Source organism: Nocardia sp. bgisy134, assembly GCF_057708325.1.
In genome coordinates this window covers 17,409-41,829 of record NZ_JBYIRW010000013.1, presented here as the reverse complement: position 1 = coordinate 41,829, position 24,421 = coordinate 17,409, and the positions used below count along the sequence as shown (strand labels likewise).

The 24,421-nt window shown below is 66.2% G+C and carries 24 protein-coding genes and 6 pseudogenes; 14 read left to right on the top strand and 16 right to left on the bottom strand.

Going from position 1 to position 24,421, the window contains the following annotated elements; genetic code table 11:
- Nucleotides 1-23: 23 nt before the first annotated feature.
- Nucleotides 24-404, bottom strand: coding sequence for an MmyB family transcriptional regulator (locus AC3ERS_RS22635; protein WP_431970219.1), 381 nt, complete (start codon nucleotides 402-404; stop codon nucleotides 24-26).
- Nucleotides 389-688: pseudogene (locus AC3ERS_RS22630) on the bottom strand (hypothetical protein); the annotation flags it as partial. The pseudogene AC3ERS_RS22630 and the gene AC3ERS_RS22635, both read right to left, overlap by 16 nt.
- Nucleotides 689-1,016: 328 nt before the next feature.
- Between AC3ERS_RS22630 and AC3ERS_RS22625 the strand changes: the two are divergent.
- Together AC3ERS_RS22625 and AC3ERS_RS22620 are read left to right on the top strand one after the other, a co-directional pair.
- Nucleotides 1,017-2,120, top strand: coding sequence for a hypothetical protein (locus AC3ERS_RS22625; RefSeq protein WP_431970060.1), 1,104 nt, complete (start codon nucleotides 1,017-1,019; stop codon nucleotides 2,118-2,120).
- Between the two features lie 372 nt (nucleotides 2,121-2,492).
- Nucleotides 2,493-3,125 carry a DUF3558 domain-containing protein gene (locus AC3ERS_RS22620; protein WP_431970059.1) on the top strand — a complete coding sequence of 211 codons (633 nt, stop codon included), beginning with the start codon at nucleotides 2,493-2,495 and terminating at the stop codon, nucleotides 3,123-3,125.
- A 514-nt stretch (nucleotides 3,126-3,639) separates the two neighbouring features.
- Here the strand turns inward: AC3ERS_RS22620 and AC3ERS_RS22615 are convergent.
- The 3 genes and pseudogenes from AC3ERS_RS22615 to AC3ERS_RS22605 form a co-directional block, all read right to left on the bottom strand.
- Nucleotides 3,640-4,014: pseudogene (locus AC3ERS_RS22615) on the bottom strand (ISL3 family transposase); the annotation flags it as partial.
- 133 nt (nucleotides 4,015-4,147) lie between these two features.
- Nucleotides 4,148-5,071, bottom strand: a complete 924-nt coding sequence (locus AC3ERS_RS22610) for a decaprenyl-phosphate phosphoribosyltransferase (RefSeq protein WP_431970058.1) — start codon at nucleotides 5,069-5,071, stop codon at nucleotides 4,148-4,150.
- 324 nt (nucleotides 5,072-5,395) lie between these two features.
- Nucleotides 5,396-5,826, bottom strand: a pseudogene (locus AC3ERS_RS22605) (VOC family protein).
- 306 nt (nucleotides 5,827-6,132) lie between these two features.
- Here AC3ERS_RS22605 and AC3ERS_RS22600 point away from each other — a divergent pair.
- Entirely contained in the window at nucleotides 6,133-7,086 is a 954-nt protein-coding gene (locus tag AC3ERS_RS22600; protein ID WP_431970057.1) for an NAD(P)-dependent alcohol dehydrogenase, read from the top strand.
- Nucleotides 7,087-7,313: 227 nt separating this feature from the next.
- Here AC3ERS_RS22600 and AC3ERS_RS22595 read toward each other — a convergent pair whose 3' ends face one another.
- Complete coding sequence (locus tag AC3ERS_RS22595; RefSeq protein WP_431970056.1) at nucleotides 7,314-7,670, bottom strand: winged helix-turn-helix transcriptional regulator; 357 nt, start codon at nucleotides 7,668-7,670, stop codon at nucleotides 7,314-7,316.
- A gap of 92 nt (nucleotides 7,671-7,762) precedes the next feature.
- Between AC3ERS_RS22595 and AC3ERS_RS22590 the strand changes: the two genes are divergently transcribed.
- Both AC3ERS_RS22590 and AC3ERS_RS22585 read left to right on the top strand, forming a co-directional pair.
- Entirely contained in the window at nucleotides 7,763-8,602 is an 840-nt protein-coding gene (locus AC3ERS_RS22590; protein ID WP_431970055.1) for an SDR family oxidoreductase, read from the top strand.
- Between the two features lie 1,241 nt (nucleotides 8,603-9,843).
- Nucleotides 9,844-10,314: a hypothetical protein gene (locus AC3ERS_RS22585; RefSeq protein WP_431970054.1), complete on the top strand. Its 471-nt coding sequence runs from the start codon at nucleotides 9,844-9,846 to the stop codon at nucleotides 10,312-10,314.
- 90 nt (nucleotides 10,315-10,404) lie between these two features.
- Here the strand turns inward: AC3ERS_RS22585 and AC3ERS_RS22580 are convergent, their stop codons facing one another.
- On the bottom strand, nucleotides 10,405-11,400 hold the full coding sequence (locus tag AC3ERS_RS22580; RefSeq protein WP_431970053.1) for a helix-turn-helix transcriptional regulator: 996 nt from the start codon (nucleotides 11,398-11,400) through the stop codon (nucleotides 10,405-10,407).
- Nucleotides 11,401-11,503: 103 nt separating this feature from the next.
- Between AC3ERS_RS22580 and AC3ERS_RS22575 the strand changes: the two genes are divergently transcribed.
- Together AC3ERS_RS22575 and AC3ERS_RS22570 are read left to right on the top strand one after the other, a co-directional pair.
- Complete coding sequence (locus tag AC3ERS_RS22575; protein ID WP_431970218.1) at nucleotides 11,504-11,902, top strand: VOC family protein; 399 nt, start codon at nucleotides 11,504-11,506, stop codon at nucleotides 11,900-11,902.
- 194 nt (nucleotides 11,903-12,096) lie between these two features.
- A pseudogene (locus AC3ERS_RS22570) lies at nucleotides 12,097-12,441 on the top strand (IS110 family transposase); the annotation flags it as partial.
- 62 nt (nucleotides 12,442-12,503) lie between these two features.
- On the opposite strand, the pseudogene AC3ERS_RS22565 reads toward AC3ERS_RS22570, so the two are convergent.
- Together AC3ERS_RS22565 and AC3ERS_RS22560 are read right to left on the bottom strand one after the other, a co-directional pair.
- Nucleotides 12,504-12,650, bottom strand: a pseudogene (locus tag AC3ERS_RS22565) (hypothetical protein); the annotation flags it as partial.
- Between the two features lie 37 nt (nucleotides 12,651-12,687).
- The gene (locus AC3ERS_RS22560) at nucleotides 12,688-13,425 is read right to left on the bottom strand and encodes an SDR family NAD(P)-dependent oxidoreductase (RefSeq protein WP_431970052.1); all 738 of its coding nucleotides are present in this window, start codon (nucleotides 13,423-13,425) and stop codon (nucleotides 12,688-12,690) included.
- 84 nt (nucleotides 13,426-13,509) lie between these two features.
- On the opposite strand from AC3ERS_RS22560, the gene AC3ERS_RS22555 reads away from it, so the two are divergent.
- Entirely contained in the window at nucleotides 13,510-14,151 is a 642-nt protein-coding gene (locus tag AC3ERS_RS22555; RefSeq protein ID WP_431970051.1) for a TetR/AcrR family transcriptional regulator, read from the top strand.
- A gap of 237 nt (nucleotides 14,152-14,388) precedes the next feature.
- Here the strand turns inward: AC3ERS_RS22555 and AC3ERS_RS22550 are convergent, their stop codons facing one another.
- Nucleotides 14,389-15,312 carry a LysR family transcriptional regulator gene (locus tag AC3ERS_RS22550; RefSeq protein WP_431970050.1) on the bottom strand — a complete coding sequence of 308 codons (924 nt, stop codon included), beginning with the start codon at nucleotides 15,310-15,312 and terminating at the stop codon, nucleotides 14,389-14,391.
- Nucleotides 15,313-15,446: 134 nt separating this feature from the next.
- On the opposite strand from AC3ERS_RS22550, the gene AC3ERS_RS22545 reads away from it, so the two are divergent.
- Nucleotides 15,447-16,280 (top strand): inositol monophosphatase family protein, encoded by an 834-nt coding sequence (locus tag AC3ERS_RS22545; protein ID WP_431970049.1) that lies wholly within the window; start codon nucleotides 15,447-15,449, stop codon nucleotides 16,278-16,280.
- Nucleotides 16,281-16,321: 41 nt separating this feature from the next.
- The gene (locus tag AC3ERS_RS22540) at nucleotides 16,322-16,918 is read left to right on the top strand and encodes an NADPH-dependent F420 reductase (protein WP_431970048.1); all 597 of its coding nucleotides are present in this window, start codon (nucleotides 16,322-16,324) and stop codon (nucleotides 16,916-16,918) included.
- Nucleotides 16,919-17,163: 245 nt separating this feature from the next.
- Here the strand turns inward: AC3ERS_RS22540 and AC3ERS_RS22535 are convergent, their stop codons facing one another.
- A complete protein-coding gene (locus AC3ERS_RS22535) occupies nucleotides 17,164-17,979 on the bottom strand; it encodes an alpha/beta fold hydrolase (protein ID WP_431970217.1) in 816 nt (271 codons plus the stop codon).
- A gap of 134 nt (nucleotides 17,980-18,113) precedes the next feature.
- Here AC3ERS_RS22535 and AC3ERS_RS22530 point away from each other — a divergent pair, with 134 nt between their 5' ends.
- Nucleotides 18,114-18,500 (top strand): winged helix-turn-helix transcriptional regulator, encoded by a 387-nt coding sequence (locus AC3ERS_RS22530; protein WP_431970047.1) that lies wholly within the window; start codon nucleotides 18,114-18,116, stop codon nucleotides 18,498-18,500.
- A 54-nt stretch (nucleotides 18,501-18,554) separates the two neighbouring features.
- Here the strand turns inward: AC3ERS_RS22530 and AC3ERS_RS22525 are convergent, their stop codons facing one another.
- The 3 genes from AC3ERS_RS22525 to AC3ERS_RS22515 all read right to left on the bottom strand — a co-directional run bounded on the left by AC3ERS_RS22525 (nucleotide 18,555) and on the right by AC3ERS_RS22515 (nucleotide 21,447).
- Nucleotides 18,555-18,908 (bottom strand): transposase family protein, encoded by a 354-nt coding sequence (locus AC3ERS_RS22525; protein WP_431970216.1) that lies wholly within the window; start codon nucleotides 18,906-18,908, stop codon nucleotides 18,555-18,557.
- A 269-nt stretch (nucleotides 18,909-19,177) separates the two neighbouring features.
- Entirely contained in the window at nucleotides 19,178-20,701 is a 1,524-nt protein-coding gene (locus AC3ERS_RS22520; protein ID WP_431970046.1) for an FAD-dependent oxidoreductase, read from the bottom strand.
- A gap of 47 nt (nucleotides 20,702-20,748) precedes the next feature.
- Nucleotides 20,749-21,447 carry a TetR/AcrR family transcriptional regulator gene (locus tag AC3ERS_RS22515; protein ID WP_431970045.1) on the bottom strand — a complete coding sequence of 233 codons (699 nt, stop codon included), beginning with the start codon at nucleotides 21,445-21,447 and terminating at the stop codon, nucleotides 20,749-20,751.
- Between the two features lie 47 nt (nucleotides 21,448-21,494).
- On the opposite strand from AC3ERS_RS22515, the gene AC3ERS_RS22510 reads away from it, so the two are divergent.
- Nucleotides 21,495-21,902: a putative quinol monooxygenase gene (locus tag AC3ERS_RS22510; protein WP_431970044.1), complete on the top strand. Its 408-nt coding sequence runs from the start codon at nucleotides 21,495-21,497 to the stop codon at nucleotides 21,900-21,902.
- A gap of 166 nt (nucleotides 21,903-22,068) precedes the next feature.
- The gene (locus AC3ERS_RS22505) at nucleotides 22,069-22,221 is read left to right on the top strand and encodes a hypothetical protein (protein WP_431970043.1); all 153 of its coding nucleotides are present in this window, start codon (nucleotides 22,069-22,071) and stop codon (nucleotides 22,219-22,221) included.
- 366 nt (nucleotides 22,222-22,587) lie between these two features.
- Here the strand turns inward: AC3ERS_RS22505 and AC3ERS_RS22500 are convergent, their stop codons facing one another.
- On the bottom strand, nucleotides 22,588-22,749 hold the full coding sequence (locus AC3ERS_RS22500; RefSeq protein ID WP_431970042.1) for a hypothetical protein: 162 nt from the start codon (nucleotides 22,747-22,749) through the stop codon (nucleotides 22,588-22,590).
- Nucleotides 22,750-22,787: 38 nt separating this feature from the next.
- Here AC3ERS_RS22500 and AC3ERS_RS22495 point away from each other — a divergent pair.
- Nucleotides 22,788-23,147 (top strand): annotated as a pseudogene (locus AC3ERS_RS22495) (aldo/keto reductase); the annotation flags it as partial.
- Between the two features lie 90 nt (nucleotides 23,148-23,237).
- Here AC3ERS_RS22495 and AC3ERS_RS22490 read toward each other — a convergent pair.
- Nucleotides 23,238-24,380, bottom strand: coding sequence for an alkaline phosphatase family protein (locus AC3ERS_RS22490; RefSeq protein WP_431970041.1), 1,143 nt, complete (start codon nucleotides 24,378-24,380; stop codon nucleotides 23,238-23,240).
- Nucleotides 24,381-24,421 lie beyond the last annotated feature (41 nt).

Genomic DNA, 24,421 nt, shown 5'->3' with positions numbered 1-24,421 from the left:
TGACGGTGCGGCGATGTAGGGGACTACTGCATCAGGATGCGGAGGGCTTCCTGGGCGGGGGAACCCTCCTCTGCGGTGTGCACGACCAAAGCGAGGTCGGGATGGCCGGGCAGTTGGAGTGTCTCGTAGATCAATTCGAGCTCGCCGATCAGCGGATGCCGGTATCGGTGGCTGCCGTGCTCCGGAGCCTTGATGTCGTGCTCGACCCAGATCTGGCGGAACTCGTGGCTGGCTGCCGACAGCTTCTCGATCAGGGCTTGGGCGGCCGGGGAAACCGCTGGGCGCGCCGCATCCACCCGGAGGAAGGCCACCACGTCGCGGGCCCGCGCCCACCAGTCGATGTATCCGGTACTCGCCGTTGGGTTGACGGAGACTGAACCTGAGCCGCGGCGCGCTCGACGAATGTATCGATCAGAGCCTTGGCTTGATCACCGCGCTCTTCCCGCTGTTCGGGACTATTCGCGCGCGAGATCGACCTGCATACCTGAATGGCTTCGCTGCCGAGCTCTCGCAATCGCGTGTCGTTCGTCGGCAAGCCGATGCGAAGGAGCGTACTTCGGGCCACGGTTCGCTTCGAATGAGCAGTCTGTTCGGCCGATCGAGTAGCTCCGTCATCGCCCTCCTGGAGGCGAAACCATCGGTCGTTCTCCGCGCTTCGATACTCGACCGCAGCGTCCGCAAAGGCGTTGTATGCGTTGAGCCGATCCTGCCTGAGCTGCTCTGAGAACCCTTGCGAGGCCGCCCGGTCGGCGGTCGCCGATGCGCACCGAGCAAATGCCGCATTCTGTGAACCGCTTCAGAATGTTCATGCCGCGAAGTTCGGGAGCCCCGTGTCAGTGGGCTTCTCTACGCTGCCGTGCATGACCCGTTCCCGAACCAGACCGCACCACACTCCTGACGGCCCTTTCGCCCTCGAGCTGGTCGGCACCGACCCTGCTGAGATGAACGCCCCCTCGCTATTTGGGGCCTCGCGGCCCGGCGATGGTGGGCTCTCGCCGGTTGGGATGGTGTGAGAAGTGTTCAGGCTCGATGGCGAGGTAGGTGTCTCCTACAGCCAGATCTATGTCGAGAGTGCCCTTGGGGGCTACGGCCCGCGCATGCACGAGGCGTTCGCCGGACAGAACTCAGGACTGTGCGGCGCCGCGGTACCCGGCGCACTTTTCCTGCACACCGGGTTGCACACCGGCGACGTCGGCTTCACCGTCGAAGTGCGCGGCCAGGCTCCTCCGCTGGATCCGGCATGGGAAGACGTCGTGGAGGTCTCCTTCTACCCGCTCTCGGATCGAAGCTTCCTGGTGCAGTGGGCAGGCGAGGACTCCTGGGAACTGGACTTGAAAGAAGGGCTCGACTACCGGGTGCGGTACTGCGCGCAGGGCATGGACCAGGCACGGGAGAAGGACGTCAGGCTCGACGATGAGCCACTACAGGACCGTTACCTCCTACAGTTCTGGCCCGCCCCGCCCGAACCGGACCGCATAGTGCGCCAGACCTCGCAGGACGCGGCCTACTCCCATGACTGGGCCCGCCGGCAACCCGATGCCGAGTTCCGCGTGCGGGCCATCATGGCCCAACGACGGGCACACCTCACCCCTGACGGCGCCGAATCGTTTCGCGACGCCGAATCTCCAAACGGGACCGCGGATATGGCGGTCATCTCCCGCGAGGCCGATCTCCAGTCTGTCCGCGAGCAGTTGACATCGCTGAGCTCCTATCCCACAGCGCTGCCCTGGGATTGGGCCGCCACCTTCGTCGTGCCAGCCGACGATCGCGTCGGTTACATCGAAGCGTTCCTCGAACAGATCGGTGAGCACGCCTTCGCCCTCGGTACTGTCCTGGCGTCGCTGGAATCCGGGCAAAACTACTACCTGGCCTTCGTGACACCGACCGAGTTCGAACAGCTCTCGCGGCTTCTCACCGCACACGGGATGAGCGCTGAAAGCGTGCGGTATGGCCGCTGGACGCCGCAGGTGAGCCCGGAAGACAGCGCCGCGAGCAGCGCGATCAGAGCCTGGGCCATAGCCAACGGCCACAAGGTCAGTGCAGCCCCCGGAGCGGCGATCACGGCGTCGCTCGAGAGCCCCGAGGCACCCGAGGAGGCCGGACCGGACCGGCTCACCTGACGCGTCGGATCGGCACCCGAAATCCCCGCCCGCTATCCCGTCCCCAGGGCGGGAGTGGGTGGTCGCGTTCCGCGCCTGGGCCACAGCGCAACCGCACACGGTAGAAGCCGGCCAGGGACAGCTCGACCCATCCTGAAATCGGCATTTGCATGCGTTCGGCAGGCCGCGGTCCGATCTGCTCGGCTCGACCCGTAAGCGGCGCGCAGATAGCCGGCTAATCGGAGATGATCAGCACCTTTTGGCGGCGGAACACGTGGACTGCTGACTTTCTGATGTCTTCAGCTCTGCAATGATCCTGTGTAACAACCTGTTCCGAGGCGCGAATATGCATTCATGAGTCGTACGACAACGCGATCGATCAGCGTCGCAACGATGGCACTCGGTGCCGCACTGCTGCTTGCCGGATGTGGTCCCGCCTCGAATGACAGCACGTCCGCGCCGAGCACCCCGAACAACACGGTCACCTCGGCCAATGCAGTCACCGCGACCACAGCGGCGCCGACATCGGTTCCAGCCCCGGCGACGACCGTCGCGTCCGAGTCCACGACGGCGGCGCCGGGCACGGACACGGATCGGCCCGCCGGCAGCTGGAACCCTTGTGACACTCCCGATTCCGCGCTCGCGAGTGCGGGCTTGAACGTCGCCAGCGAGCAACCGATCTCGAATCCCGGTTTCCCCACCGAGAAGTCCTGCAAATGGAAGACCGCCGACAACGCGCTCGAGTTCTACGTCACGGCCTATGGCATGCCGGTAGGTGAGCTGCGCCAGACCGGTAAGTACGTCGACTTCAGTTCGGTCACGGTGGCCGGCCGTAAATCTCAGCAATTCCGTGCGGCGCAAGACACTCACAAGCTCGGGTGCTACATCGCGGTACCGGCGTCTTTCGGTGGTGACATTTTGCTCTTGGCGTCACGAATCTGGAACCCTCAGGGCGGCACCGACGGATTCAACTCCTGCGACGATGCCCAGCGCATCGCTAACTCCCTGGTCAACCACATACCCTGACGCACTGACGCTCGGGTGCAATGGTCCTGCTCATCTTTGCCCGAAGCCTATTCTCGGACACACCGACCCACGCCCCTGTCAGTGCCAGTTCTGCTGCGTGAACCCAGGGATCAAAGGGCCGATTCGACCGCTCATCGGCATTTCAGGATGCCTATACCGACTTGGTGATGGCAATGTGGTTGAAGACCGTTCTGGGGACCTCCGTCCGCGCTGGACTCGGTGTCCAGGTTCCGCGGACCGGTGGTAGCTGTTCCACCACTGCCTAGCCGATCAACCACGATCCCCGCTCTCGTCGCGCCGAATCATGGGGCTGTGGCAGGGGAGAGACGACATTGCGTCTCCGTCTCAATATGCGGGCATTTGAGGAGTGTGTAACCGATATCTCACCCCGGCAAGATGTGCGCACTACGTACTCCATGTCGCCTGAGCAGCACGAAGAACAGCTCAGAATTCCTCTCTCAGTTCCACCACCAACCGGGTCGGCCGATTCAGTCAGCGCCCAGGAGGCATTTCGAGTCAGGTGCTGGCACACGATCGCCTCCAATGCCCACCGCAGGCCGCGGCGCGAGAGTTTGGCCCGCGGCTCGGCCGCGCGCCTGGTGTCCTGGCGCCACACGTGTCCGCACCCGGAGCATCGGTAGCGGCGGACCGTGACGAGCAGCGTCGTGGGTCGCCACGCCAGCGGCTCGTGCGCCAGCTGCCGGGTCACGCTGTCGCGTGGTGATCCCTCGCAACCGCATCGGCGACACCACTGGTCGGGGTCGACGACCCGGCAGGCCAGCACCGCGCGATCGGTGTCGAGTCGCTGCCCGACGACCTGCAAGCCGAGTTCGTCGACGCGGCAGAACGTGGTCAGGTCGGGGCAGGCGAAGCAGGTAGCGTCCGTCAGACAAGGTCGAGTCTTCCGGATCGGCGGCGTGTGAACCTCGATCGTCGGAAGACCACGGTCTTGCCGAGCCAGCGACGCGCCTGGCGCTTTCTACACCATCATCTGCGAAGCCAACGGGGCCAAGCGAACGTATTCAAGCAACCGATATTGCGAGGCAGATGGTCGCGATCCAGATAGCACCAAGAAGCTGCAGCACCCTGTCGCGCAGGACGATGTCTTCAGGTGTGCCGGCAGTCCCGCTGTCGACGTCTACGGCGTACCGCAAGACCGCGAGGGTGATCGGGATCATCGATACCGCGAACCATTGCCCGGAATGCCCGTCGCGTTCGAACGCCCACAGCCCGTAGAACACGACGACGGCAGTAGCCGACATCGTCCATACAAATCGCAGGTAGGTGCCGGTGTAGCTCTCCAACGATTTGCGGATCTTGGCGCCGGTGCGTTCGGCGAGCTGGAGTTCGGCGTAGCGCTTGCCTGCCACCATGAACAGCGACGCGAACGCCATCACCAGCAGGAACCACTGAGACAGCGGGATACCGGTCGCCACGCCGCCGGCGACCGCGCGGATGAGATAGGCCGAGGAGACGATGCCGATATCGAGTACCGCCTGGTGTTTGAGGCCGAAGCAGTAACTGAGCTGGATCACGAGATAGACCGCAATCACCAGTGCGAGCGCTGGCACGGTGACCAGTGCCATAGCCAACGAAGTACCAATCAGCCCGACAGCGATCGCGTACGCCAGCGTGGGCGCGACAACGCCAGCCGCGATAGGCCGCAACCGCTTGGTCGGGTGTTGCCGGTCTGCGTCCACATCGCGTACGTCGTTGATCAGATAGATCGATGACGCCGCCAAACAGAACACGACGAATGCGATGCCGGCCTTGTAGAGGACGTCGCGGTAGTCGTAATGCACGTGGCCACCGAGCGTCGCCAACGGTGCAGCGACCACCAGCACGTTTTTGATCCATTGCCGAGGTCGCATCGCCTTGATTACACCGACCGCCAGGTTGGTGGTGCCCGCTCGTTGATCTCGCGTCGTTTGAAGGTTACTCGTCATGTTCGGTGGCCCCGCCTTCCCCTACGCTCCATAGCTCACCCGGTCAGAAGACTAACCGGCCCGCACGTGTCACGGCAGTTTGTGACGCGTTTTCACGAGACTTTGTGTTCGTCAGCGACATCAACCGCCGACCGAGGAGCATCACTCCGCCTCCCTTGCGGCGGGGCAGCGGACCCCCGACTACACCCTCGACTGTGAAGAGCCACAAATCCAGCACTCCCGTTCATGAAGGTCCGCACATCGGCATACTTAGTGGAACCGCTTGACACAAAACGCCTTACGCTGATTATGCTGCGTTTCAGCGCCAGGCGCGCCGGCTGCGCGTCAGTCATCCGTCGGGGCGACGGTGGCTTCGCCTCGTCGGCGAGCTGCGAAGGCGGCGTAGTCACGCTCCGACTGCAGAACGCAGAATTCGTTGCCCTCCGGGTCCGCAAGCACTGTCCATGATTCGATCGTCGAACCCCACTGGGCTCGGGTCGCGCCGAGCGCGAGAGCCCTGTCCACGCCTCGCGATCGTGTGGGCGCAAATCGAAATGGAGCCGATTCTTCGACGTTGGTGCCGGTTGCTGAGGAGTAAAGAGCAGCACCGGGCCACGACCGTCCGACGGGCCGATGCGGATGGAGGCGGTGAAGTTCTCCAGGCGAACGTAGCCGAGCAGTGTTCCCCAGAAGTCGACAAGTCGAGTTGGGTCTGCGGAGTCGATTGTTACGCAGTCGATCCGGGCTGTGGCGCAATCAGGTACTGGGACGTCCATAGCTGGTAGACCGTAGTGCGAACTGCAGTGTCCACCAACGGATTACATCGAGCCGCAGATCTGGTCATCGGCATTTCAGTGCGTTGGTGGATGTCGAGATAGTCTCGGCCCGTTAATCTTTGGGGTGTTTCGCGTGGCCTGTCGGACCCGCGCGTCACGCGGTAATACAGGACGTTGCTGGTTTGCGGGAGAGGGTTCGGCGAGTCGCGCCGAATGCCGACGCACAGTTCGCCGGTCGCGGGGCGGCCCGCCGACTAGAGTTTGTCGTGTGTCAGGCTGTCGCTCGATCCTCGGTGCTGGAATCGCATGAGGGCCGTCGTGTACGACCGCTACGGCGGCCCCGAGGTGCTGTCGATCGTGGAGGTCCCAGCGCCTTCCCCAGGGCCGAAACAGGTGCTCGTCCAAGTGCACGCGACGTCGATCAACCTCTCCGACTGGGAGACACTGCGGGGGACGCCGCTGTATTCGCGCATCGGCGGGCTCCGGGCACCCAGACGCCCGGTTCTCGGATCCGATATCGCCGGACGGGTCGAAGTCGTCGGCTCCGAGGTCACACTATTTGCACCGGGTGACGAGGTCTACGGCGACAATCTCATGCTCAAGGGCGGGTTCGCGGAATATGCGGTGGTTCCTGAATCGGCGCTGGCTCACAAACCGGTGTCGCTGAGCTTCGCCGAGGCGTCGACGCTGCCACAGGCGGGGGCGATCGCACTGCAGGGCACGGCCGGCATCGCAGCCGGTATGTCGGTGTTGATCAACGGAGCGGGCGGCGGTTCCGGAGCGTTTGCGATCCAGTTGGCCAAGAGTGCCGGGGCGCATGTGACCGGGGTGGACAACGCCGCCAAACTGGCGTTCATGCGCACGCTCGGCGCCGACGAGGTCATCGACTATCGCGCTGAGGACTTCACCCGAACCGGACCGTACGACCGGGTACTCGACCTCGTCGCCCACCGGTCGGTCTTCGCTTATCGCAGGTCGGTCGCGCGTGGCGGCCGGTACCGCTGCGTGGGCGGCACCACGCGCGCGTTGCTGCGGTTGACGACGGTCGGAGTGGTCGCCGGAATGGTGACCGGCCGCGGGCTCGGCGTCCTCGCGGTAAAGGAAGGGCCCGCGCACTTCACACCCCTCGCGGAGTCGTGTGTCGCGGGACGGATCGGTATCCACATCGACCGCAGTTTCCCCCTCGACGAGACCGCGAACGCGCTGGCACACGTCGGTGCGGGACGCGCCCTGGGCAAAGTGGTGGTCGAGATCCGCTGATCGGCACTACCGGATGTTCTGAGCCGCAACCGGTCTGGCCCGCCGGCTACCACGACGTGGCCGCTTCGCTCATCGCTGTAGGCGGCAGTTGAGTGTGTTCGGCGGCTGGCGCCCTGCCCTCAGGATCGCGCGGATCGCGGCATGTGCGTGCGTTCGCGAACGCTCGCCGAGCCGTATTCGTACGCGCGTGTACACCAGCATCGACCGGGCACCTATGCCCGCGAGAGTCAAGGACGGCTGCGGCCGATCCGGTCGAACAGCTCCTCGAGCGGTTCGCCGATGTCTCGGCCGAACTGGGTGAGGCCGTAGGTGACCTGGGGCGGGGTCGTCGGCTCGACCTCGCGCCAGACCAGGCCGTCCCGTACCAGCGCGCGCAGGGTTTGGGCGAGCATCTTCTCGCTGATGCCGCGGATGCTCTCGCGCAGCTCGTAGAACCGAAGGTCGTTGCCGCGCAGGGAGATCAGCACCCAGACTCCCCACCTACTGGTGATGTGGTCGAGCACATCACGCGCGGGGCAGTCGGTGTGAAACACCTCATACCGCTTGCCCGCCTCGGCCTGTGCTGGCTGCGCACCTCCCACCATGTCATGAGCTTACTCAAAGGTATGTCCTTACTAATTGTCAGCCCGGCTCCTAGCGTCATGTCCACAGTGCACATCCGACAAAGGAGCTGAACATGATTGTGGTGACCGGGGCTACCGGCAACATCGGCCGACCGTTGACGCGGGCGCTGGCCGAGGCTGGTGAACAGGTGACGGCGGTGTCACGGAACACGGTGGCCGTACCGGACGGCGTGCGGCACGTGACTGTCGACCTCGCTGAGCCGACGGGCCTCAAACCAGTACTGGCAGAGGCGAAAGCGCTGTTCCTGCTGCTGTCCGGCGACCTGCATGCCCCCGGGGCCAAGCCAGCCGGCATCATCGGACTGGCCGCCGACAGCGGCATCCGCCGGATCGTCCTGCTGTCCTCGCAGGGCGTGGTGACCAGGCCGCTCGGGACAACGCGGGTCGCCATGCGCGCGGTGGAGGACGCGGCGCGAGAGTCCGGCATGGACTGGGCCATCCTGCGCCCGGGTGGCTTCGCCTCCAACGCCTTTGCCTGGATGGAATCGGTCCGCACGCGACAGGTGGTCGCCGCGCCCTTCGGAGACATCGGGGTGCCGATCGTAGACCCGGCCGACATCGCCGAGGTCGCGGCGGCCTGCCTACTCGACGACCGGCACACCGGTGGCGTGTACGAGTTGACCGGGCCGGAGGTGATCACCCCGCGCCAGCAGGCGGAGACCATCGCCGCCACGCTCGGCTCGCCAGTGCGGTTCCACGACCTCACCCGCGAGGAGGCCAAGGCCGAGATGATCCGTTTCGTACCAGCTGAACTCGCTGATGACACCCTGGACATCATCGGCTCACCGAGCCCCTCCGAACTGCGGATCAGCCCGCACGTGCAGCAGGTCCTCGGTCGTGCCCCGCGCCCGTTCGCGGACTGGGTCGCTCGCAATATCGCCGCGTTCCGCTGAGACGCAACCGCAGTCGCATGGTTCGGCACTGGTAGGCATGTCCGGCGATGTCGGATCATGCTGTGGCCGAGTTGGATTCGTGAGCCCCCTTCGGACACACTGCGGCCCACCCTCGTTGGCATGTACATTCTGCCGCCTCGCCACATGTGGGCTCGCCCCAGCCGGGCGGATCAATGGTCTCGTCCGCCAATACCTTCCCCGCACCGTCGACATGCGCGACTACACCCAAACCGACCTCGATGCCATCGCCGACGAACTCAACCAACGACCTCGACAAACCCTCGGCTTCAAGACACCATCAGAAGCACTCAACCAAGCGTTGCGATGACCGCCTGAACCCGCAGGCAGAAGCGGACGTTCATGACCGCGCGCACAGCGGCATTTCCAGACGTTGGACTTCCATCGAGTCCCGCAACAGCCCGGCGCATGGAACCGGCTTATCCGCCGGAGTGGCCGTCGCTTCTAGACGACGGTCTCGCGCGGGCCCGGTCATGGTTGTCGGTGGCTCGTGGCAGTGTCAGCCGCTGTGACTGCTTCAGCTGATGACGACGCCTGGTTTCATGATCATGGACTGGTTTCCGACCTTGATCGCGATCAACGAACCGGGGGCGTCGTGAACACCACGACCGGTGGCCTGGGGTGGATGTACGACGCGGATCTGCCGCTGGTCAGCCTCACCTTCGCGCGTCAGATCAACGCCCGAGAGCTATTGGAGCGGATGGGCGTCGACCAAAACACCGTGCCGATACGCGGGCTGACTTCCACCACGAGCTGGGCAACCTTCTCTACGTACACGGCGGATATGTGGTCACCGCAGGGCATTACCGAAGCTGGGCATGGGCGTGGGCGCACGGTAGTTGGAAAGGTATCCAAGACCGAGGACTGGTGCTGCGCGCCTCGATCGAAACCGCGGCACTGGAGCTGCACGCCACCGGGAAACCGGGAGTGGTGTTCCAGTACGCCGAGGACGGCCGCCTCATCACCGGACTCGACAGCACGGACGTTTCGCACGGACAGGCAGCGACTCTCACCGCTTCGACACCGAGATGCAGGCCCTCGGCGCCCGACCCGAAGAACACGAATACGGCCCCTTGGGGTCCCGCGGAATGTTCTACAGGCTTGCAGAGAACCTCGGCGTCGGGGTGCCTCGGTAGTACCTCGACGACCGTCCCGTCCTCAGCGGCCGGCTCCTGCCCCCAGCCTCGTGGTAGCTGTTGAAATGGCGGTGGTCAGGGGGACTTGTGACGTCTGATGAGTTGCGCGGCGAATGCCGCGATCTGGTGGCGGTGCGTTCGCCCGACGGACGCATCCAGCGCTGGCCGGTGACAGCGAGAGCCCTTGAAACAGGTCGGTGGCGAGTCACGTTGACCGATGGGGCGGGCGGGGAATGGGTCGCTGATAGCGACGATGTGTTCGATGGGTTCGCGGCGGTGCGAAAACTCCCGGAGCGCAGTGGTTTTCGATTTTTGGTTGTCGGCGCACGGCCGGAGTATTGGCCGACCCCGATGAGCAGTCAGATGGGTGGTGGGTTCGAGTTGTGGGCCCGCTACCGGTGCGGCCTTCGTAACGTTTTTCGTACTGCAATCGCAGGTGTGTCGCGAGGTCGCGGCTACCGGTACATATTTTCGCCTGCGCCCGCGTCGAAGGTTTCGACTGTCGAGCAACAGCACGCCTACCGCGAGCAGTGGCTGGTCTGGAGTCGGCTGAAGTGACATGACATTGGCATGAGCGCGCGTGCCTCCGAGGCGCCGGGCCAAGCTGTCCTGGCGCGCGATATGCGGCATTACCGAGCGTCCGGGCTGCTACCTATGGGTTTGGTATCGGCCGTCGGCGGCTGCGGTGAGTCGGCGGGCCAGGGCGCGTACGGCGTCGTTGAGTGTGTCGGGGTGCTCGATGATGAACGGTCGGTTCAGGCCGGCGAGGAGGGCGGGAATCCAGTCGAGTTGTTCGGCGCGGATTCGGATCCGGACCCACGGGTTGGTGTCAGCGGGCTGCGAGTCGATCTCATGCACGGTCGCGATCGTCGCAGGGAGCAGCGGGCGGACCTGGGTGAGCGTGCCCTGGACTCGGATCGATACCTCGTGCCGATAGGGCGCGTTGGCCAATGCGGACAGCAGATGAGCGGCTGGCTCGAATCCGGTGGGCGGAGCGAACGTTCCGGGCTGTGTGCTCACCGCGGTGATGCGGTCCAGCCGGAACTGGCGTAGTTCGTCGCTGTTGCTGTCCATCCCTGTCAGATACCACCGGCCGGAGTGGTCGACGAGCCCGTAGGGGTGCACGGTCCGTTGGCTGGACCGCCCGTTTCGGTCGGTGTACCCGATTGCGACCGGTCGGTGCTCGCGGGTGGCCTCGGCGAGCCGGAGCAGGACGGCGGTCTCGACAGCCACTTCCGGGCGCGCGTCGGCGGTGAATTCGACGGTGTTGATCAGTGCGTCCAGCCAGGCCGTCAGACGTGGGGGTAGGACACGGCGGAGTTTGGCCGTCGCGCTGTCGGCTGCGCGGGCGGCCGCTGTCGGCCGGTCGGCGCCGCGGCTGGTGAGGAGCCCGAGTAACACGGCCACCGCCTCGTCGTCGGTCAGCATCAGCGGTGGCATTCGGTATCCGGGAGCGAGCCGGTATCCCCCGTAGCGGCCCCGCACCGATCGGACCGGGATATCCAGGTCGGTGAGATGTGTGACGTATCGCCTGACGGTGCGTTCATCGACGCCGAGCCGTCCGGCGAGTTCGCCGACGGTATGAGTACCGCCGGTCTGCAACAGCTCGAGCAGGGCCAGCACTCGGGCGGTGGGGCGCGTCATCGGGAAATTCTCGCATCCATACCGGGCGGAAACTGTCCGGTATCGGCTCTACCGTGGCGTGCGGCGGTGGAACCTCCGCCTCATCCGACAGCAGGAGCACACAATGAAGCTCGTCTCGATCCGTCTGATCACTGACGACATCCAGCGGCTGGTCAGTTTCTATCAGCACGTGGCCGGCGTCGAAGCAAACTGGGCTACACCGGATTTCGCCGAAATCGTCACACCGGCCGGCACCCTCGCGATCGGAAGCACCCGCACCGTGGCGCTGTTCGCTGCGGGCAGCGCGCACCCAGCCGACAATCACACCGCGATCATCGAATTCCTGGTCCCCGACGTCGATGCCGATTATCGGCGGTTGCGAGATACGGTCGAGGATTTCGTCAACGAGCCCACGACGATGCCGTGGGGGAACCGGTCGTTGCTGTTTCGCGATCCCGACGGCAACCTGATCAACCTCTTCACCCCGGTCACCGCGCAGGCCGCCGCGAAGTTCGCCGGTTGATATCCGCTCATCGGCTACTTAACCCTGGTGCCAGGGCCTGATCCCGGCCAGGATCGGCTCCAGGTGCCCGGCGGGAGCGCTCTCTCAGCGGCTGCCCGCCGTCAAGATTGGTGTGACTCACTAATTGGCTTGCCTCCCACCGGGTGCCGTGCCGGAGTGGCTCGAAAGGGGACTGCCCCACGCTCGAACTAGCAATGCCCTCCCCGGCACGGACACCACAGGTCCGCAGACCACGGGAGGCCACAGCGATGACCGTCATCATCGGAATGGATCCACACAAACGCTCTGCCACCGTCGAAGCCATCGACCCCACCGGTCGTGTCCTGGCCACCGGCCGATACGCCACCGACACCGCCGGATATCAGCAAATGCTCACCGCTGCAGAACGATTCACCGATCGGATCTGGGCAGTCGAGGGCTGCAACGGCATCGGCCGCCACCTCGCCCACCGCCTGGTCCACGACGGGGAACTCGTCATCGACGTTCCCGCCGAACTCTCCGCGCAAGTGCGAGTCTTCGCCACCGGCAACGGCCGCAAGACCGACACCGTCGACGCGCACTCGGTCGCCTTCGCCGCACTCCACGACGACGAGATGGAATGGATGAGGATCCAGCGGAGGTTGGCGTTGCCGGAGCGGCAGTCGGGATGGCGGCCGACGTCATCCAAAGAGGCCGCGGCCACGATCTCGTTGCTCCCGGCGCACTGGGCCTCGTACGACGCACGCGCGCGGCCGGGAGTGCGCCCCATCGCTTCGAGGGAACGGATGCGCACCACCGGCCGTGGTTCAGGCCCGGGTGTAGCCGCCGTCGGCGAAGAGTTCGGCGCCGGTGACGAACGACGAGGCGTCCGAAGCCAGGAAGAGGGCGGCCGCGGCGATTTCCTCGGCGTCGGCCAGCCGCCCCAGTGGCACGACGGCCTCGGCGAACCGGTCGACGTCCGGCCCCGCGGCGCCCAGCAGGCCAGGGGTCCGCGTGGGTCCCGGGCTGAGCACGTTGACCCGGAATCGGCGCTCCCGCGACTGCCGGGCCCAGTTGTGCACGAGGTTGCTCACCGCCGCCTTCGAGGCGCTGTAGACCTCGAGTTGCTCATTGGGCCGCACGCTGTTGCTCGAGCCGACGACCAGGATGGAGGCGTTCTCCGCCAGCAGCGGAAGCGCCTTCTGAACGGTGAATAGTGGGCCCTTGACGTTGACGGCGAGCGTCAGGTCGACGTTCGCCTCGGTGTGGGCGCCGAGCTCGGCGTCCGCGACGATTCCCGCGTTGGCCACCAGCACGTCGATGCGTCCGGCCTCCTCGCGGACTCGCGCGTAGAGCGCGTCCAGGTCGGCCAGGACCGAGACGTCGGATCGTACGCCGGTGGCCGCAGGGCCCATCTCTTTGACTGCCGCTTCGAGGCGGTCGATGTCCCGGCCGGTCACGAAGACCCGTGCGCCCTCCCGGACGAAGCGGTGGGCGATGGCCAGCCCGATCCCGCTGGTCCCTCCGGTGATCACGGCCACCTTCTCCTGCAGCACGCCTGGCATGTCGAACCCCTTCAGTTGTGGAATGGATCGTCCATAACATAGGCAGTAATGGACGATCGAGTCAAGAATGGATAGGCTGAGACCATGGCGAGACCACGCGCATTCGACGAACGCCAAGTCCTGGAGCGGGCCCGGGAACAGTTCTGGGCGACGGGCTATGCAGGAACCCGGATGGACGACATCGCCCAGGCGACCGGCCTGGGCAAGGGCAGCCTGTACGGCGCATTCGGCGACAAGGGCAAGCTGTTCCACCGTGTGTTCGGCGACTGGTGCACCGCAGTCGTTGAGGTGGCCGAAGCGCGGCTGGCAGGTGGCCCGGACGCAGAGGCCTTGGCCCGGCTGTCGGGATACGTGCACCTAATGGCGGAGAACACCGCCTCCGACACCAAGCGCCGCGGGTGCCTGTTGGCCAAGGGCGCGGCGGAACTGGCCCAGCATGATCCGACGGTCGCCGGACGGTCGGCCGAGACCATGACGGCACTGCTGACCCTGCTGCGGACGGAGATCAGCGCCGCCCAGCGCCACGGCGACATCGATGGCGCTGCGGATCCGGAGCGGTTGGCGGCACTGCTGCTGACGGTGGTCCGAGGTATCGAGGCGGTAGGCAAGGCCGGCCTGGACGCGGAGACGCTGCGGAACATTGCCAACACCGCACTGGCGGTCCTGCCCATGCCCGAGGGGCAGAAACGCCTCGCAACCGGGCGCAGTCCGGCCCGCGAGAACTAACTTGGCGCCATCACGGCCACACGATCCGCCGGACAGTGTGTTCGATCCGGAAAGAGTTGAGAGTGTCCGGACAATTCCGGGTTCCTGAACGCTGGCTTGTCCAGAAAGGCATGAGAGTGACCAGGTAAGCCGGTCGTCAACAATCATCTTTTTCCGGATCCAGCATCAGGAACCCGCGGCCCTTACCAGCTGCACCGCTTCGGTAGGAGGTCGTCACGTTCGCTGCGTCGGCAGGTGTCAACGCGCCGTCTGAGCCTGTCCTCTCATCGCACTGGTCAACGCGGTCCGTGCCAGATCGCGTAGCCAGATGTGTGCGGGGTCGGTGTCATAGCGCTGATGCCATGACAGGTACGCCGGGGCCGGCGGCAGGTCGAACGGGAGCGGGAGCAGGACCAGGCCGAGATCTGCGGCGGCCGAACGCGCCGTGGATTCGGGGGCTGTGACGAGGAGGTCGGAGCCTCGCACGAACTCGAACGCGGCTCGTTCGGTGGGCGCGGTCGCCACCACACGTCGGGTGAGGTCGAGCCGCGCGAGAGCGTCATCGATGATGTTGCCGAGCCTTCCGCGCCGCGAGACGGTGATGTGCTCGGCCGCGGCGTACCGCGCGGCGGTGACGGTCTCGACATGGGTGAGCGGATGCCCCCGCCGTACGACGATGACGTGCTGGGTCTCGGCCACCATATCGGCGCGAATCTCGGGTGCGGTCGGGCGGTCCGCGTTCGCGGCGAGGTCGACCTCGCCGCGCCGCAACTCGGGGGTATCGATGCTCGATTCCGCGATGAAGCGCAGACGCACGCCCGGCGCCTGCTCGCGCACGGCTGTGAGAAGGGCGGGGCCGCTGAGGGCGACCAGTGCGTCGTGCCAGCGCAGCGTGAAGGTGCGCTCGAGCGTCGCGAGGTCGAGTTCACGGCTTGGCGCCAGCACGCTCTGGACCTGCCGCAGCAGGTCGTGCACCTGTTCCCGGACGGCGAGCGCGTAGGGCGTCGGGGTCATCGTGCGCCCTGTGCGCACCAGGATCTGATCCCCCGTCGTGCGCCGGATTCGGCCGAGGCTTCGGCTCATCGCGGGGGCGGTGACGTGCAGGCGGTCGGCCGCGCCGGCCACGCTGCCTTCCTCCAGGAGAGCGTCGAGCGCGGCGAGCAGATTCAAATCCAATTGCATGAGAGTCATCCTATCCGTGCTTTACATGCACTTGAAGTTAATGATTCTCCCTCCTACCTTTGAGATGCGGGCGCAAAAGACCATGGTTCTCGCCCGGTTGACCCCATCACCCCTGCCCAGATCGGAGTACTGCCATGCCCGAGTCGATTCGGACCACCGGTGTTGCCGCAGCCACCGGCTCCGCCTCCGACGCCGACCTGCTCGCACAGACCGCGATCGCCGTACGCACGGCGGGTTCGGCACTGCGGGAGCGCTTCGGCGACGTGGTCCAGTACCAGACCCGCGAAGAGCTGATGCGCGCGCTCGCCGCCAACGACAACACGGTTCTCGACATCCTGCGCCCCCGCCTCGAAGTCCTGCGCCCGGACGCCCGCTGGGTGGAGGAGGAGCTGGATGGCGGCGCTCTGCCTGCCGGCGAATGGTGGGTCGTGGATCCGGCCGAAGGCAACGTCAACCACCTGCACGCCCTGCCGGAGTGGGCGGTGACCGCCACCCTCGTGCGCGATAACCAGCCGGTGCTCACCGCGGTCCACCTGCCGCTGACCGGCGAGACCTACACCGCGCTCGCCGGCGCCGGCGCCCACCTCGACGGCCGGCCGCTGCACGTGTCGGGCACCACGGACCTCGGGCTGAGCATCGTGGCCACGAGCCAGGCCAGGCCGGACGAGGACGAGAAGGTCGTCCGGCGCGTCGGCTCCTCGATCACCGAGATGCTCCTCGACGCGCTCGTGGTGCGGACAGCCGTGCCCGCCACCCTGCACCTGCTGAACGTGGCCGCCGGCCGGATCGACGCCTTCTGGCAGTTCGCCGGAGCCCGCGCGGACTTGCTTCCCGGGGCGCTGCTCGTCGCCGAGGCCGGCGGACGGATCTCCACCGCCGAGGGCCGCCCATGGACCCCGGAGAGCGACAGCTTCCTGGCAGCGGCGCCCGGCGTGCACGCCGATGCGGTAGCCACGCTCTCCCGCTGACCACCGACCAGAACAGAAAACCTCAGGAGGACCAGTTCACCATGAGCAAGATCACCATCCTCGGCAGCGGCCGCGTCGGCAGCGGCCTGGCCACCGCCCTCACCCGGGCCGGGCACGAAGTGACCGTGGCGGACCGCTCACCGGGCGCTGCCGCCGACGCTGCCCGGACAGCGCAGATCGTCATCAACGCCACGCCGGGCGCCAGCTCGCTGGAGCGGCTCGCCGCGCTGCGCGAGGAACTGCGCGGCAAGATCCTCGTAGACGTCTCCAACGCCACCGTCGACGGACCGGACGGACTCCCCGCCGACCTGCTCTACCCCGGCTCGAGCCTCGCCGAGCAACTCCAGGAGTCGCTCCCCGAGACGCACGTCGTCAAGACGCTCAACACGATGCTTCACTCGGTGATGACCGCGCCCACCGCGCTCACCCAGACGCCAACCGCGTTCCTCTCCGGCAAGGACCCGGAGGCCAAGCAGGTCGTCCGAGGGATTCTCGCTGACCTCGGCTGGCACCAGGAGTGGATCACGGACCTCGGCGGGATCGAGACCGCGCGGGCTGCCGAGGCCGCGATCTTGTTCGTACCGCACGTGATCCGATCCAGCGGATTCGCGCCCTTCGCGATCTCGATCGCTCGCTGACCCGCACAGAGTGCGCCTCCTGCCTACAGCTTCGTCGATGGTGCCACCACCGTCGGCGACGGTGCGACCGAGTGCTCGCCCACTCGGTCAGCGGCGCATGCGCCCGGCTGAAGTAGACGTGCAACGCCGCCTCCGCCCGAGGCCGCGCCCGATCCTCTCCTTCGTGCAGCACCAGCAGTCAGGCCCGGACATCGTCACGGAATCCCGTTGGGAGAGTGGAGGTTCGGCGGTCGGTTTCTGGCCCTTCAGGAATCGAGAAAGTCGACGAGCAGCGGCACCAGCGTCGCCGGACGGTCGAGGGGGATGATGTGACCGCAGTCCTCGATCAAGTGCCCGGTCAAGGTGTCGGCGACCGGACGGAGTTGGTTTTCGAGTGTGGTTCCGACCGGGTGGGATCCGATGGCCATCGTCGGCACGGTGAGCCGGGCGATGTCGACGGCCCGCCGGATCTGCTCAGCGCTGGTGGGCATCGCCCGATAGTAGGAGAAAGCGCACCGCAGGGAATCAGTGCCGGTGTAGGCGGCGACGAAGGCATCGCGGGTTTGTGCGGGGATGCCGCGGCCCTGGGTTCCGGTCGTCAGAAACCAGTCGAGGTAATCGGATTCGTTTCCGGCAAGGACTTTTTCGGCAAGACCCGGCACCGCGTGAAAACCGAACCACCAGGGCGGCCCACCGGCTAGAAAGGTTTCGGCACCGGGCAGCGTGCCCAGCAGCGATTCCATGAGCACCAGCCGGTTGACTCGTTCGGGCCGCCGCATCGCCAGTAGGAACGCGGGCGGAGCACCGGCATCGATCGCGACGACGGAGGCGCTGGTTTCACCCAGGGCGTCGAGCAGCCCCTCGGCGTCGGTGGCAAGCGTGCCCGCGTCGTAGCCGTCGGGTGCTCGTGTGCTGGCGCCGAGGCCGCGCAGGTCCGGCGCGATCACCCGGTGTCGTCGGACAAGTGGGCCCATCACCTCGCGCCATAGCTGCCAGGTGTGTGGAAAGCCGTGCAGCAGCAGGACTGCCGGTCCGGTGCCGGCGATCGCCACGTTCGCTTCGATCCCGTTGGTTGCCACCATCCGCACTGTGAGATCTGGCAGTTCGTGAGACATTCGATCCTCCGCTAGCCGGTTACCAATAGTTACTAGCTGACCGTAGGTAACCTGAAGTAGCCTGCCAAGACGGCACTTTTGATACAGGTGGTGAGCTCCGGGTGACTACCCGAACCAGCACAGGCCAGCGCGGGGATCTGTTCGCTCCGGGCTGCCCGACCCGTCGGCTTCTGGATCGGCTCGGCACCAAATGGGTGTCCATGGTGGTGAAGCTGCTCGCCGAGGCCGCACCCGGCGAGGTGCGCTTCGCCGAACTGCAGCGTCGGATGCCCGGCGTATCGCAGAAGATGCTGTCGGTGACTCTGCAAAGCCTGTCCCGCGACGGGCTGGTCGCCCGCCGCGTCGAACCCACCGTTCCCCCGCGCGTTCACTATCGCCTTACCGATCTCGGGCTCTCCCTGGAAAATCCGCTGGCCGCGCTGCGGGCGTGGGCGGAGGAGCACATGGTCGAGATCGACGCCGCCCCAAAACCTGAGGACCACGCATGACCCTCAGGTCGATCCCGGCGATAGCCACGAAGATTCCCACGGTGGGTGGCGGCGTTACGTGGCCGTCAGCGGGTCGAAGACGAGACGGCGCACCGCTGGATGCCGGGTCAACCGGGCGCCGGCCCGGCCGCCCGGTGCCAACGCGACCGCGCACTGGAGCCGTTGCAGCGTGGTCGTGCGGCGAGCATGCCGCGCCGCCAACGCCGGTAATGCCTCAGCGAAAGTCCTTCGGCTGCAAGCATTGTTGTCACAGAACAAACGTCTCACACGCAGCCTGATCACCACTTCACGACCGGTGATCTCGGTATCGGACAACCGTCGCTCGTAGCGACTGTGAACTCGTCGCGCCGACACCTCGCAACCCGGACAGGCCGCCGGCTCATCTCGGGTGCTCGCCTCGATGCGCACCGAAGTCCCTGTCGCACTCAGGGTCTCGATCCTCAGAGTGGACAGGTGCGGCAGCAGGACCGCAAACGGTCCGAGATCAGCATTTTGGAGCGTCACCGACAGGGCGGTGGTGAGCCGCCAAGACGTTCACCGATGATCGCGATCGGGTGATGGTTCTCATGGCCCCTTCGAGGTGCTCGTGGCGGGGAAAACGCTGAATGTCGCTGGCGCTCAGGCGTAGTGGCTTGGGCTGTCCGGATGCGGGTTCGTGCGCCTTTGCTGGCGGGCGGTCAGTGTTCCTGGCGGCCGAACCAGCGGGTCGCGGCTTGTTGGAACGCTTCGGGATCGGGGCCATGGTCGTCCGCCCAGGCCACGATGCCGTCGGGCCGGATCAGTACGGCGCCGAGACCGAGGTTGTCGTGTACCGGGCCGGCCGCGTAATGGATCCGGCCTTGCCAACCCTGGGCTGCGTCCCGGAGTGCGTGGTCGGTGCTGAAGTCGAGCGCGACGCCGTGTCCTTGCTGTAGGAGGTCACCGAGGCGAGTGTCGTCGTCGAAGCAAAAGTCCGGGGCGGTGTGGCCGGCGAGGGGCTGTCGGCTGCCCAGGCCATAGCGGTAGGCCAGTCCCGATGTTTCCCGATACACGTGGGTGGTTCCGTCTGGGGTGCTCATCAGGTCGCGGACCAGCCGCTGCAGGGCGACTGCATTGGGGCCCGGTTGCATGGTTGCGACCTGGGCCCGGGACCAGTCGAGAACAGATGCGCCGATGGGGTGGCGCTCGCTGGTGTAGGTGTCGAGCAGTCCGTCGGGCGCGTAGCCGTGCACGGTTGCCGCGAGCTTCCACCCGAGATTCATCGCGTCGCCGATGCCGAGGTTGAGCCCTTGGCCGCCGAGTGGGGAGTGGATGTGGGCGGCGTCGCCGGCGAGCAGGACGCGGCCGTTGCGGTAGGTCGTGACCTGCATGGCGCGGTCGGTGAAGCTGGAGGCGAGGTGGACCTCGGTCAGTGTCACCTCGGTGCCGGAGACCCGGCGCAGGACCGCTTGGAGGTGTTCGCGGGTCAGCGGCTGTGAGCGGTCGAACGTGCCGCCGTCGAAGTCCATCATGCCCAGGTGTCCTTCGAAGGGCGTGCGCAGGTACATACCGGTCGGTGTCAGGTTGAACCCGAGGCGCAACTGTTGCGGGTCGGCGAAGGTGACTCGTGCGACGTAGCCGGTGAACAGCGGCTCGGTGCCGACGAACTCGAAGCCCGCGAGCCGGCGTACCGCGCTGCGACCGCCGTCGCATCCTACGAGCCATCGCGCCCGGTACTCGTGCCCGCCCGCCGTCGCGACAACGGCGCCGTCGTCCTGGGCCACGGCTGCGACGGGAACACCCCGGACGATCTGCGCACCGAGCGCGGCGGCCCGCTCCGCCAGCACCGTCGTGACCGCCTCGAGGCTGGTCATAATCGGTTCCATCGCCGGACTGGGCAGCCGGTGCGGGAGGGCGTCGGTTTCGATGTTGGTCGCGTCGAGCGTTATTCCCGCGAAGTGGCTCACGTTCCGGGGAGGTGGGGTCTGGTCGGCATCGGGGACGGCGCCGACCGCTGCCGCATCGACACCGGACGCTTTCAGCAGTGCGTCCAGCATGCCGCGACGGTAGAACGCTTCGACGGAACCGGGGGTCAACCCACGCAGCCCGAGTGGGAGTGTTTTCAACGGCGAGTCCCGGTCCGGGTTCTGCTCGAGTACCAGGACAGCACAACCGGCCACCGCGAGTTCGCCGGCCAAGAACAGTCCGATCGGGCCGGCGCCCGCGATTATGACGTCATGCATGAAGAAATTCCCCTCTGATTGTCGCTGACCCGATCGGATTCGACGGGTCAGCGCAGGTTGGTGATGCCGTCGAGGACGACGGCGATGCCGGTGAGGAACTGTTCGCGGTCATCGTGCTCACGCATCTGGCCGGCGATCACGTGCATGAACGGGTAGTCGTCGGGATCGAGTTCCCGCCACGCGGTCGACACCGCGCCGAGGAACTCGCCGCGGTCGGCCTGGGGGTCGACACCCGAGGTATCACCGTCCATACGGGCGTTCTGGCCGAGAGCACCGAGGATGTAGTGCACCAGCGTCGAAGTCGCGTCGAACCACGCGGCTTGCGGCACACCCAGTGCCCCCACCTGCCGGCCGAACCGCTCGAAGATCCCCACCGTCACCGGGCCGCATGGATTGCGGGTGATCTGCAGGGCCAAGCGCGTGGCAAGCCACTGATGTTCGGCGATCGCGTCGAACAGGCCCAGCGCCACGGCGCGGATCTCGTCCCCCGCAGTGGTCCGGGCCCCGGCGGGCTCGGTGTCGAGCACAGTGCCGATGACTGTTTCGGTCGCGGCATCCAGCAGCTCGTCTCGGGCGCCTACCTGGTAGTAGATCGCCCCGGTTCCGGTGGCCAGGCGCTCGGTCAGCGCCCGGACCGTCAGCGCGCTCTCGCCGCCGCCGTCGAGCAGCTCAATAGCGGTAGCGATGATCTGCTCGCGGGAGAGCACCTGGTTGCGCCGCTGTGCCCGGCGCGCTCGTGTGGCCATGGCCCGATTCTGCCAGCATTTTTGGATCATCGCACTAATTTGGATCAATGAACCAATTGAGGTATGTTTTCCACATGTCAGATACCCACTCCGGGGTCACCGCACGGGTCGCTGCGGCGTCACCGAAGCATCCCGGACCCCTGGTCATGCTTGTGCGAGTGCATGCGCGGCCGGATCAGATCGACGTAGCGCGACGGGCGCTGGAGAAGATCGCCGGTCCAACTCGCGCCAACCCCGACTGCCTGGAATTCCGTATCTTCCAGGACCGAGACGATCCGCAGTCGTTCACTCTTCTGGAACACTGGGTCAGCCTCGAGGCCAATATCGAACACGGCAAACGTGACTACATGGCCGAGTACATCGCCACGAAGGACCTGATCTTCGACGCATTCCGCGGCGAGTTCGTCCAGGAGATCTGCCCACCGGGTACTGGTTCCTTTGCCGAACCGCAATGAAACGCGACCGCGACTCGATCACATCGGTCCGAGGCCAGAGCGCCCGTGACATCATCAATGATCAAGCGCCCGAGCGCATCCCGAACGGGTCAATCACGAAAATTGAGCCAGATCCAGTATCCCAGTCGACATCGGCTGGTGTCACTCCGCTCCGGGCCATTTCCACGTGGAAGAATTCCTCGTCAGCCTGTTCGTCGACGGGCAGGTCTTTACCGCGTCTCTGCATCAATCGCAGAAACCGCACCACGCGATCCGAGCGTTCAGCTCGGTCATGATCGTCATCTTCGACAACGCCAGTAGCCCAGGGTGTTCCGTTTGAGCGTTCAGCCCGCCGGGATCGCCGTCCATCCGACCGCTCTCGATCGATCTCACCAGCCGTGGCATCAACCATGTGACCAGCCAGATCCCGCCAAGATCTTGACCCAAGGCAGATTGGTGGTTGATGTCAAGGTGACAGGAGCATCATGAAGTCGTTGACGTGGACGCCTACCCACGTGGTATTCGAGGACCGGAACCATCATTCGAAATGGAAAGCCGCGCAGTCGCCGGTGCATGTCCTGTTCGACGACATCGAGCGAGTGGACCTGATTCCGTTTGGATCGTCGAGGTCGTTGTGGTGGTGCCGGCTCATCATTCGAGGAAGGCAGATCCCGCCCGACCCTATGAATGACTTGTACTCGTTCACCTACGACGCCCGCCGCGATGCCAGCTGCGCCAGCTCCTCGCGACGCAGTCCGGGAACCCGGCGCTGCCGCCCGTAGGAGGTGAGTCCGAACTTCTCCGGGCGGAGGCGGGCGCGGCGCGATCGGAGAAACTCACCCAGTTCGGCGCGTCGGTCGAAGTTCATGTGTCCCATCATTTCTCGACTCGGGTGGATGTCTCGTCATGGCGTGCCTAGGCAGAGCCGGGCACTGCCTGACCCGGCGCGAATCGGCAAAGGTCGAATCCGCCGGAACGGTTCCGGCTTCACGGATTCGCACGAGCGCATCACTCATGACTGTCACGCTTGGCCGTACCGGCAGGGACATCACCCGATTGGGCTTCGGTTCGTGGGCCGTTTCGGGCTCGGGCTGGACCTTCAGCTGGGGTGCCACGGATGACGCCGAGTCGGTCGCCGCGATCCGCCACGCGCTCGACGTGGGCGTCAAGTGGATCGACACCGCCGCGGTGTACGGCCTCGGCCATTCGGAGGAACTGGTCGGCAAGGCCATCGCAGGCCTGCCGCAAGCCGACCGCCCCTACATTGTCACCAAGGCCCGGCCTGGTCTGGGACCCGGAGAACCCGTCGGCCGTGCCTACGGCGCCGGAAGCCCTGATCGAGCCGACGCGGGCCGATCAGGCGAGGCAGGTGCGCAGCGGGACGTTGAGCTCGGCCGAGGTCAGCGAGCCGTGGTGGCCGACCATGGCCGATTGGAGCGGTTCGGCCCCGGTCCGGATGACGCCGCGCGGTCCGAGCGCCGCGACGACGAGATCGCCGATCCGCTCGGCCACCACGGGCCCGACGGTAGGCCCGAACCAGCCGCGTTCGATCACCTCGGCGCGCGGCAGCACCGCGAAGTCGGGGCCGAGCGTCTCCCGCCATGCCGCAGCGACGTCGTCCACGGCGCCCTCGACGGTGTAGACGTGTCGGGCCCGCGGTTCGCCACCGAGCTGGTGGACGCCGGCGCGCAGCGCGTCGACGGCGTCGAAGTCCACGGTTCCGGTCAGCTCCACCATGCCGTGATCGGCGGTCACCAGCAGCGCCGCGCCGGGCGGCAGGTGTTCGGCGATGGTGGCGGCCAAGCGGTCCACGTGTGCGAGCTCCAGCCGCCACGCGTCGGAGGACGGACCGCGCACATGGCCGGTGGTGTCCAGATCGCCGTGATAGGCGTAGGCGAGCGAGCGGTCGCCCGTGCGCAACGCCTCGGCGACGCCGTCGACCATGTCGCCGAACGACAGGCTCGGGCGGAACGCGCAGCCGCGCAACACGGCCCTGGTCAGCCCGGAGCCCGCCTGGTACATGGGGGCGACCTGCGAGACGCTGATCCCGGCACGGGCGGCGCGTTCGAATACCGTTGCGGTGGGCTGGAACTGCTCGGGCACCAGCTCGCGCAGCAGATCCACCTTCGGGCCCTCGCCGTGCAATCGCCAGCGCAGTGCGTTCACCAACCGGTCGTAGCCGGGCACGTTGATCAGATAGCCGACGATGCCGTGCTCACCCGGCGGGACCCCGACGCCGAGGGAGCTCAGGCTGGTCGCGGTCGTGCTCGGGAACCCCGCCGCCAGCTCGGCCGAGGCGAGGCTCGACAGGAACGGCGCCTCCTCCGAGTGAGCGGCGAGAGCTTCCGCGCCGAGCCCGTCCACCAGCAGGACACAGACCCGGCGCGCGGACAGTCCGAGGCCGAGCCGATCGTCTTCGCCGGGGACGCCCAGACAGGCCAGGACAGAGGGAAACAAGTCGGCCAGGGAACCCGAGCCGTAGCGTGGCGCGTCGAACACGTGGTCAGAATGTCAAGATCGGCGCCGCCACGGCAAGGGTT

What these genes read in the sequence shown, in the direction of transcription:
- AC3ERS_RS22620 (WP_431970059.1), top strand. Translation starts at nt 2,493, where the DNA reads ATGGCACTCGGTGCCGCACTGCTGCTTGCCGGATGTGGTCCCGCCTCG.
- AC3ERS_RS22610 (WP_431970058.1), bottom strand. Translation starts at nt 5,071, where the DNA reads ATGACGAGTAACCTTCAAACGACGCGAGATCAACGAGCGGGCACCACC.
- AC3ERS_RS22600 (WP_431970057.1), top strand. Translation starts at nt 6,133, where the DNA reads ATGAGGGCCGTCGTGTACGACCGCTACGGCGGCCCCGAGGTGCTGTCG.
- AC3ERS_RS22595 (WP_431970056.1), bottom strand. Translation starts at nt 7,670, where the DNA reads ATGGTGGGAGGTGCGCAGCCAGCACAGGCCGAGGCGGGCAAGCGGTAT.
- AC3ERS_RS22590 (WP_431970055.1), top strand. Translation starts at nt 7,763, where the DNA reads ATGATTGTGGTGACCGGGGCTACCGGCAACATCGGCCGACCGTTGACG.
- AC3ERS_RS22580 (WP_431970053.1), bottom strand. Translation starts at nt 11,400, where the DNA reads ATGACGCGCCCCACCGCCCGAGTGCTGGCCCTGCTCGAGCTGTTGCAG.
- AC3ERS_RS22575 (WP_431970218.1), top strand. Translation starts at nt 11,504, where the DNA reads ATGAAGCTCGTCTCGATCCGTCTGATCACTGACGACATCCAGCGGCTG.
- AC3ERS_RS22560 (WP_431970052.1), bottom strand. Translation starts at nt 13,425, where the DNA reads ATGCCAGGCGTGCTGCAGGAGAAGGTGGCCGTGATCACCGGAGGGACC.
- AC3ERS_RS22555 (WP_431970051.1), top strand. Translation starts at nt 13,510, where the DNA reads ATGGCGAGACCACGCGCATTCGACGAACGCCAAGTCCTGGAGCGGGCC.
- AC3ERS_RS22550 (WP_431970050.1), bottom strand. Translation starts at nt 15,312, where the DNA reads ATGCAATTGGATTTGAATCTGCTCGCCGCGCTCGACGCTCTCCTGGAG.
- AC3ERS_RS22545 (WP_431970049.1), top strand. Translation starts at nt 15,447, where the DNA reads ATGCCCGAGTCGATTCGGACCACCGGTGTTGCCGCAGCCACCGGCTCC.
- AC3ERS_RS22540 (WP_431970048.1), top strand. Translation starts at nt 16,322, where the DNA reads ATGAGCAAGATCACCATCCTCGGCAGCGGCCGCGTCGGCAGCGGCCTG.
- AC3ERS_RS22535 (WP_431970217.1), bottom strand. Translation starts at nt 17,979, where the DNA reads ATGGTGGCAACCAACGGGATCGAAGCGAACGTGGCGATCGCCGGCACC.
- AC3ERS_RS22520 (WP_431970046.1), bottom strand. Translation starts at nt 20,701, where the DNA reads ATGCATGACGTCATAATCGCGGGCGCCGGCCCGATCGGACTGTTCTTG.
- AC3ERS_RS22515 (WP_431970045.1), bottom strand. Translation starts at nt 21,447, where the DNA reads ATGGCCACACGAGCGCGCCGGGCACAGCGGCGCAACCAGGTGCTCTCC.
- AC3ERS_RS22510 (WP_431970044.1), top strand. Translation starts at nt 21,495, where the DNA reads ATGAACCAATTGAGGTATGTTTTCCACATGTCAGATACCCACTCCGGG.
- AC3ERS_RS22500 (WP_431970042.1), bottom strand. Translation starts at nt 22,749, where the DNA reads ATGAACTTCGACCGACGCGCCGAACTGGGTGAGTTTCTCCGATCGCGC.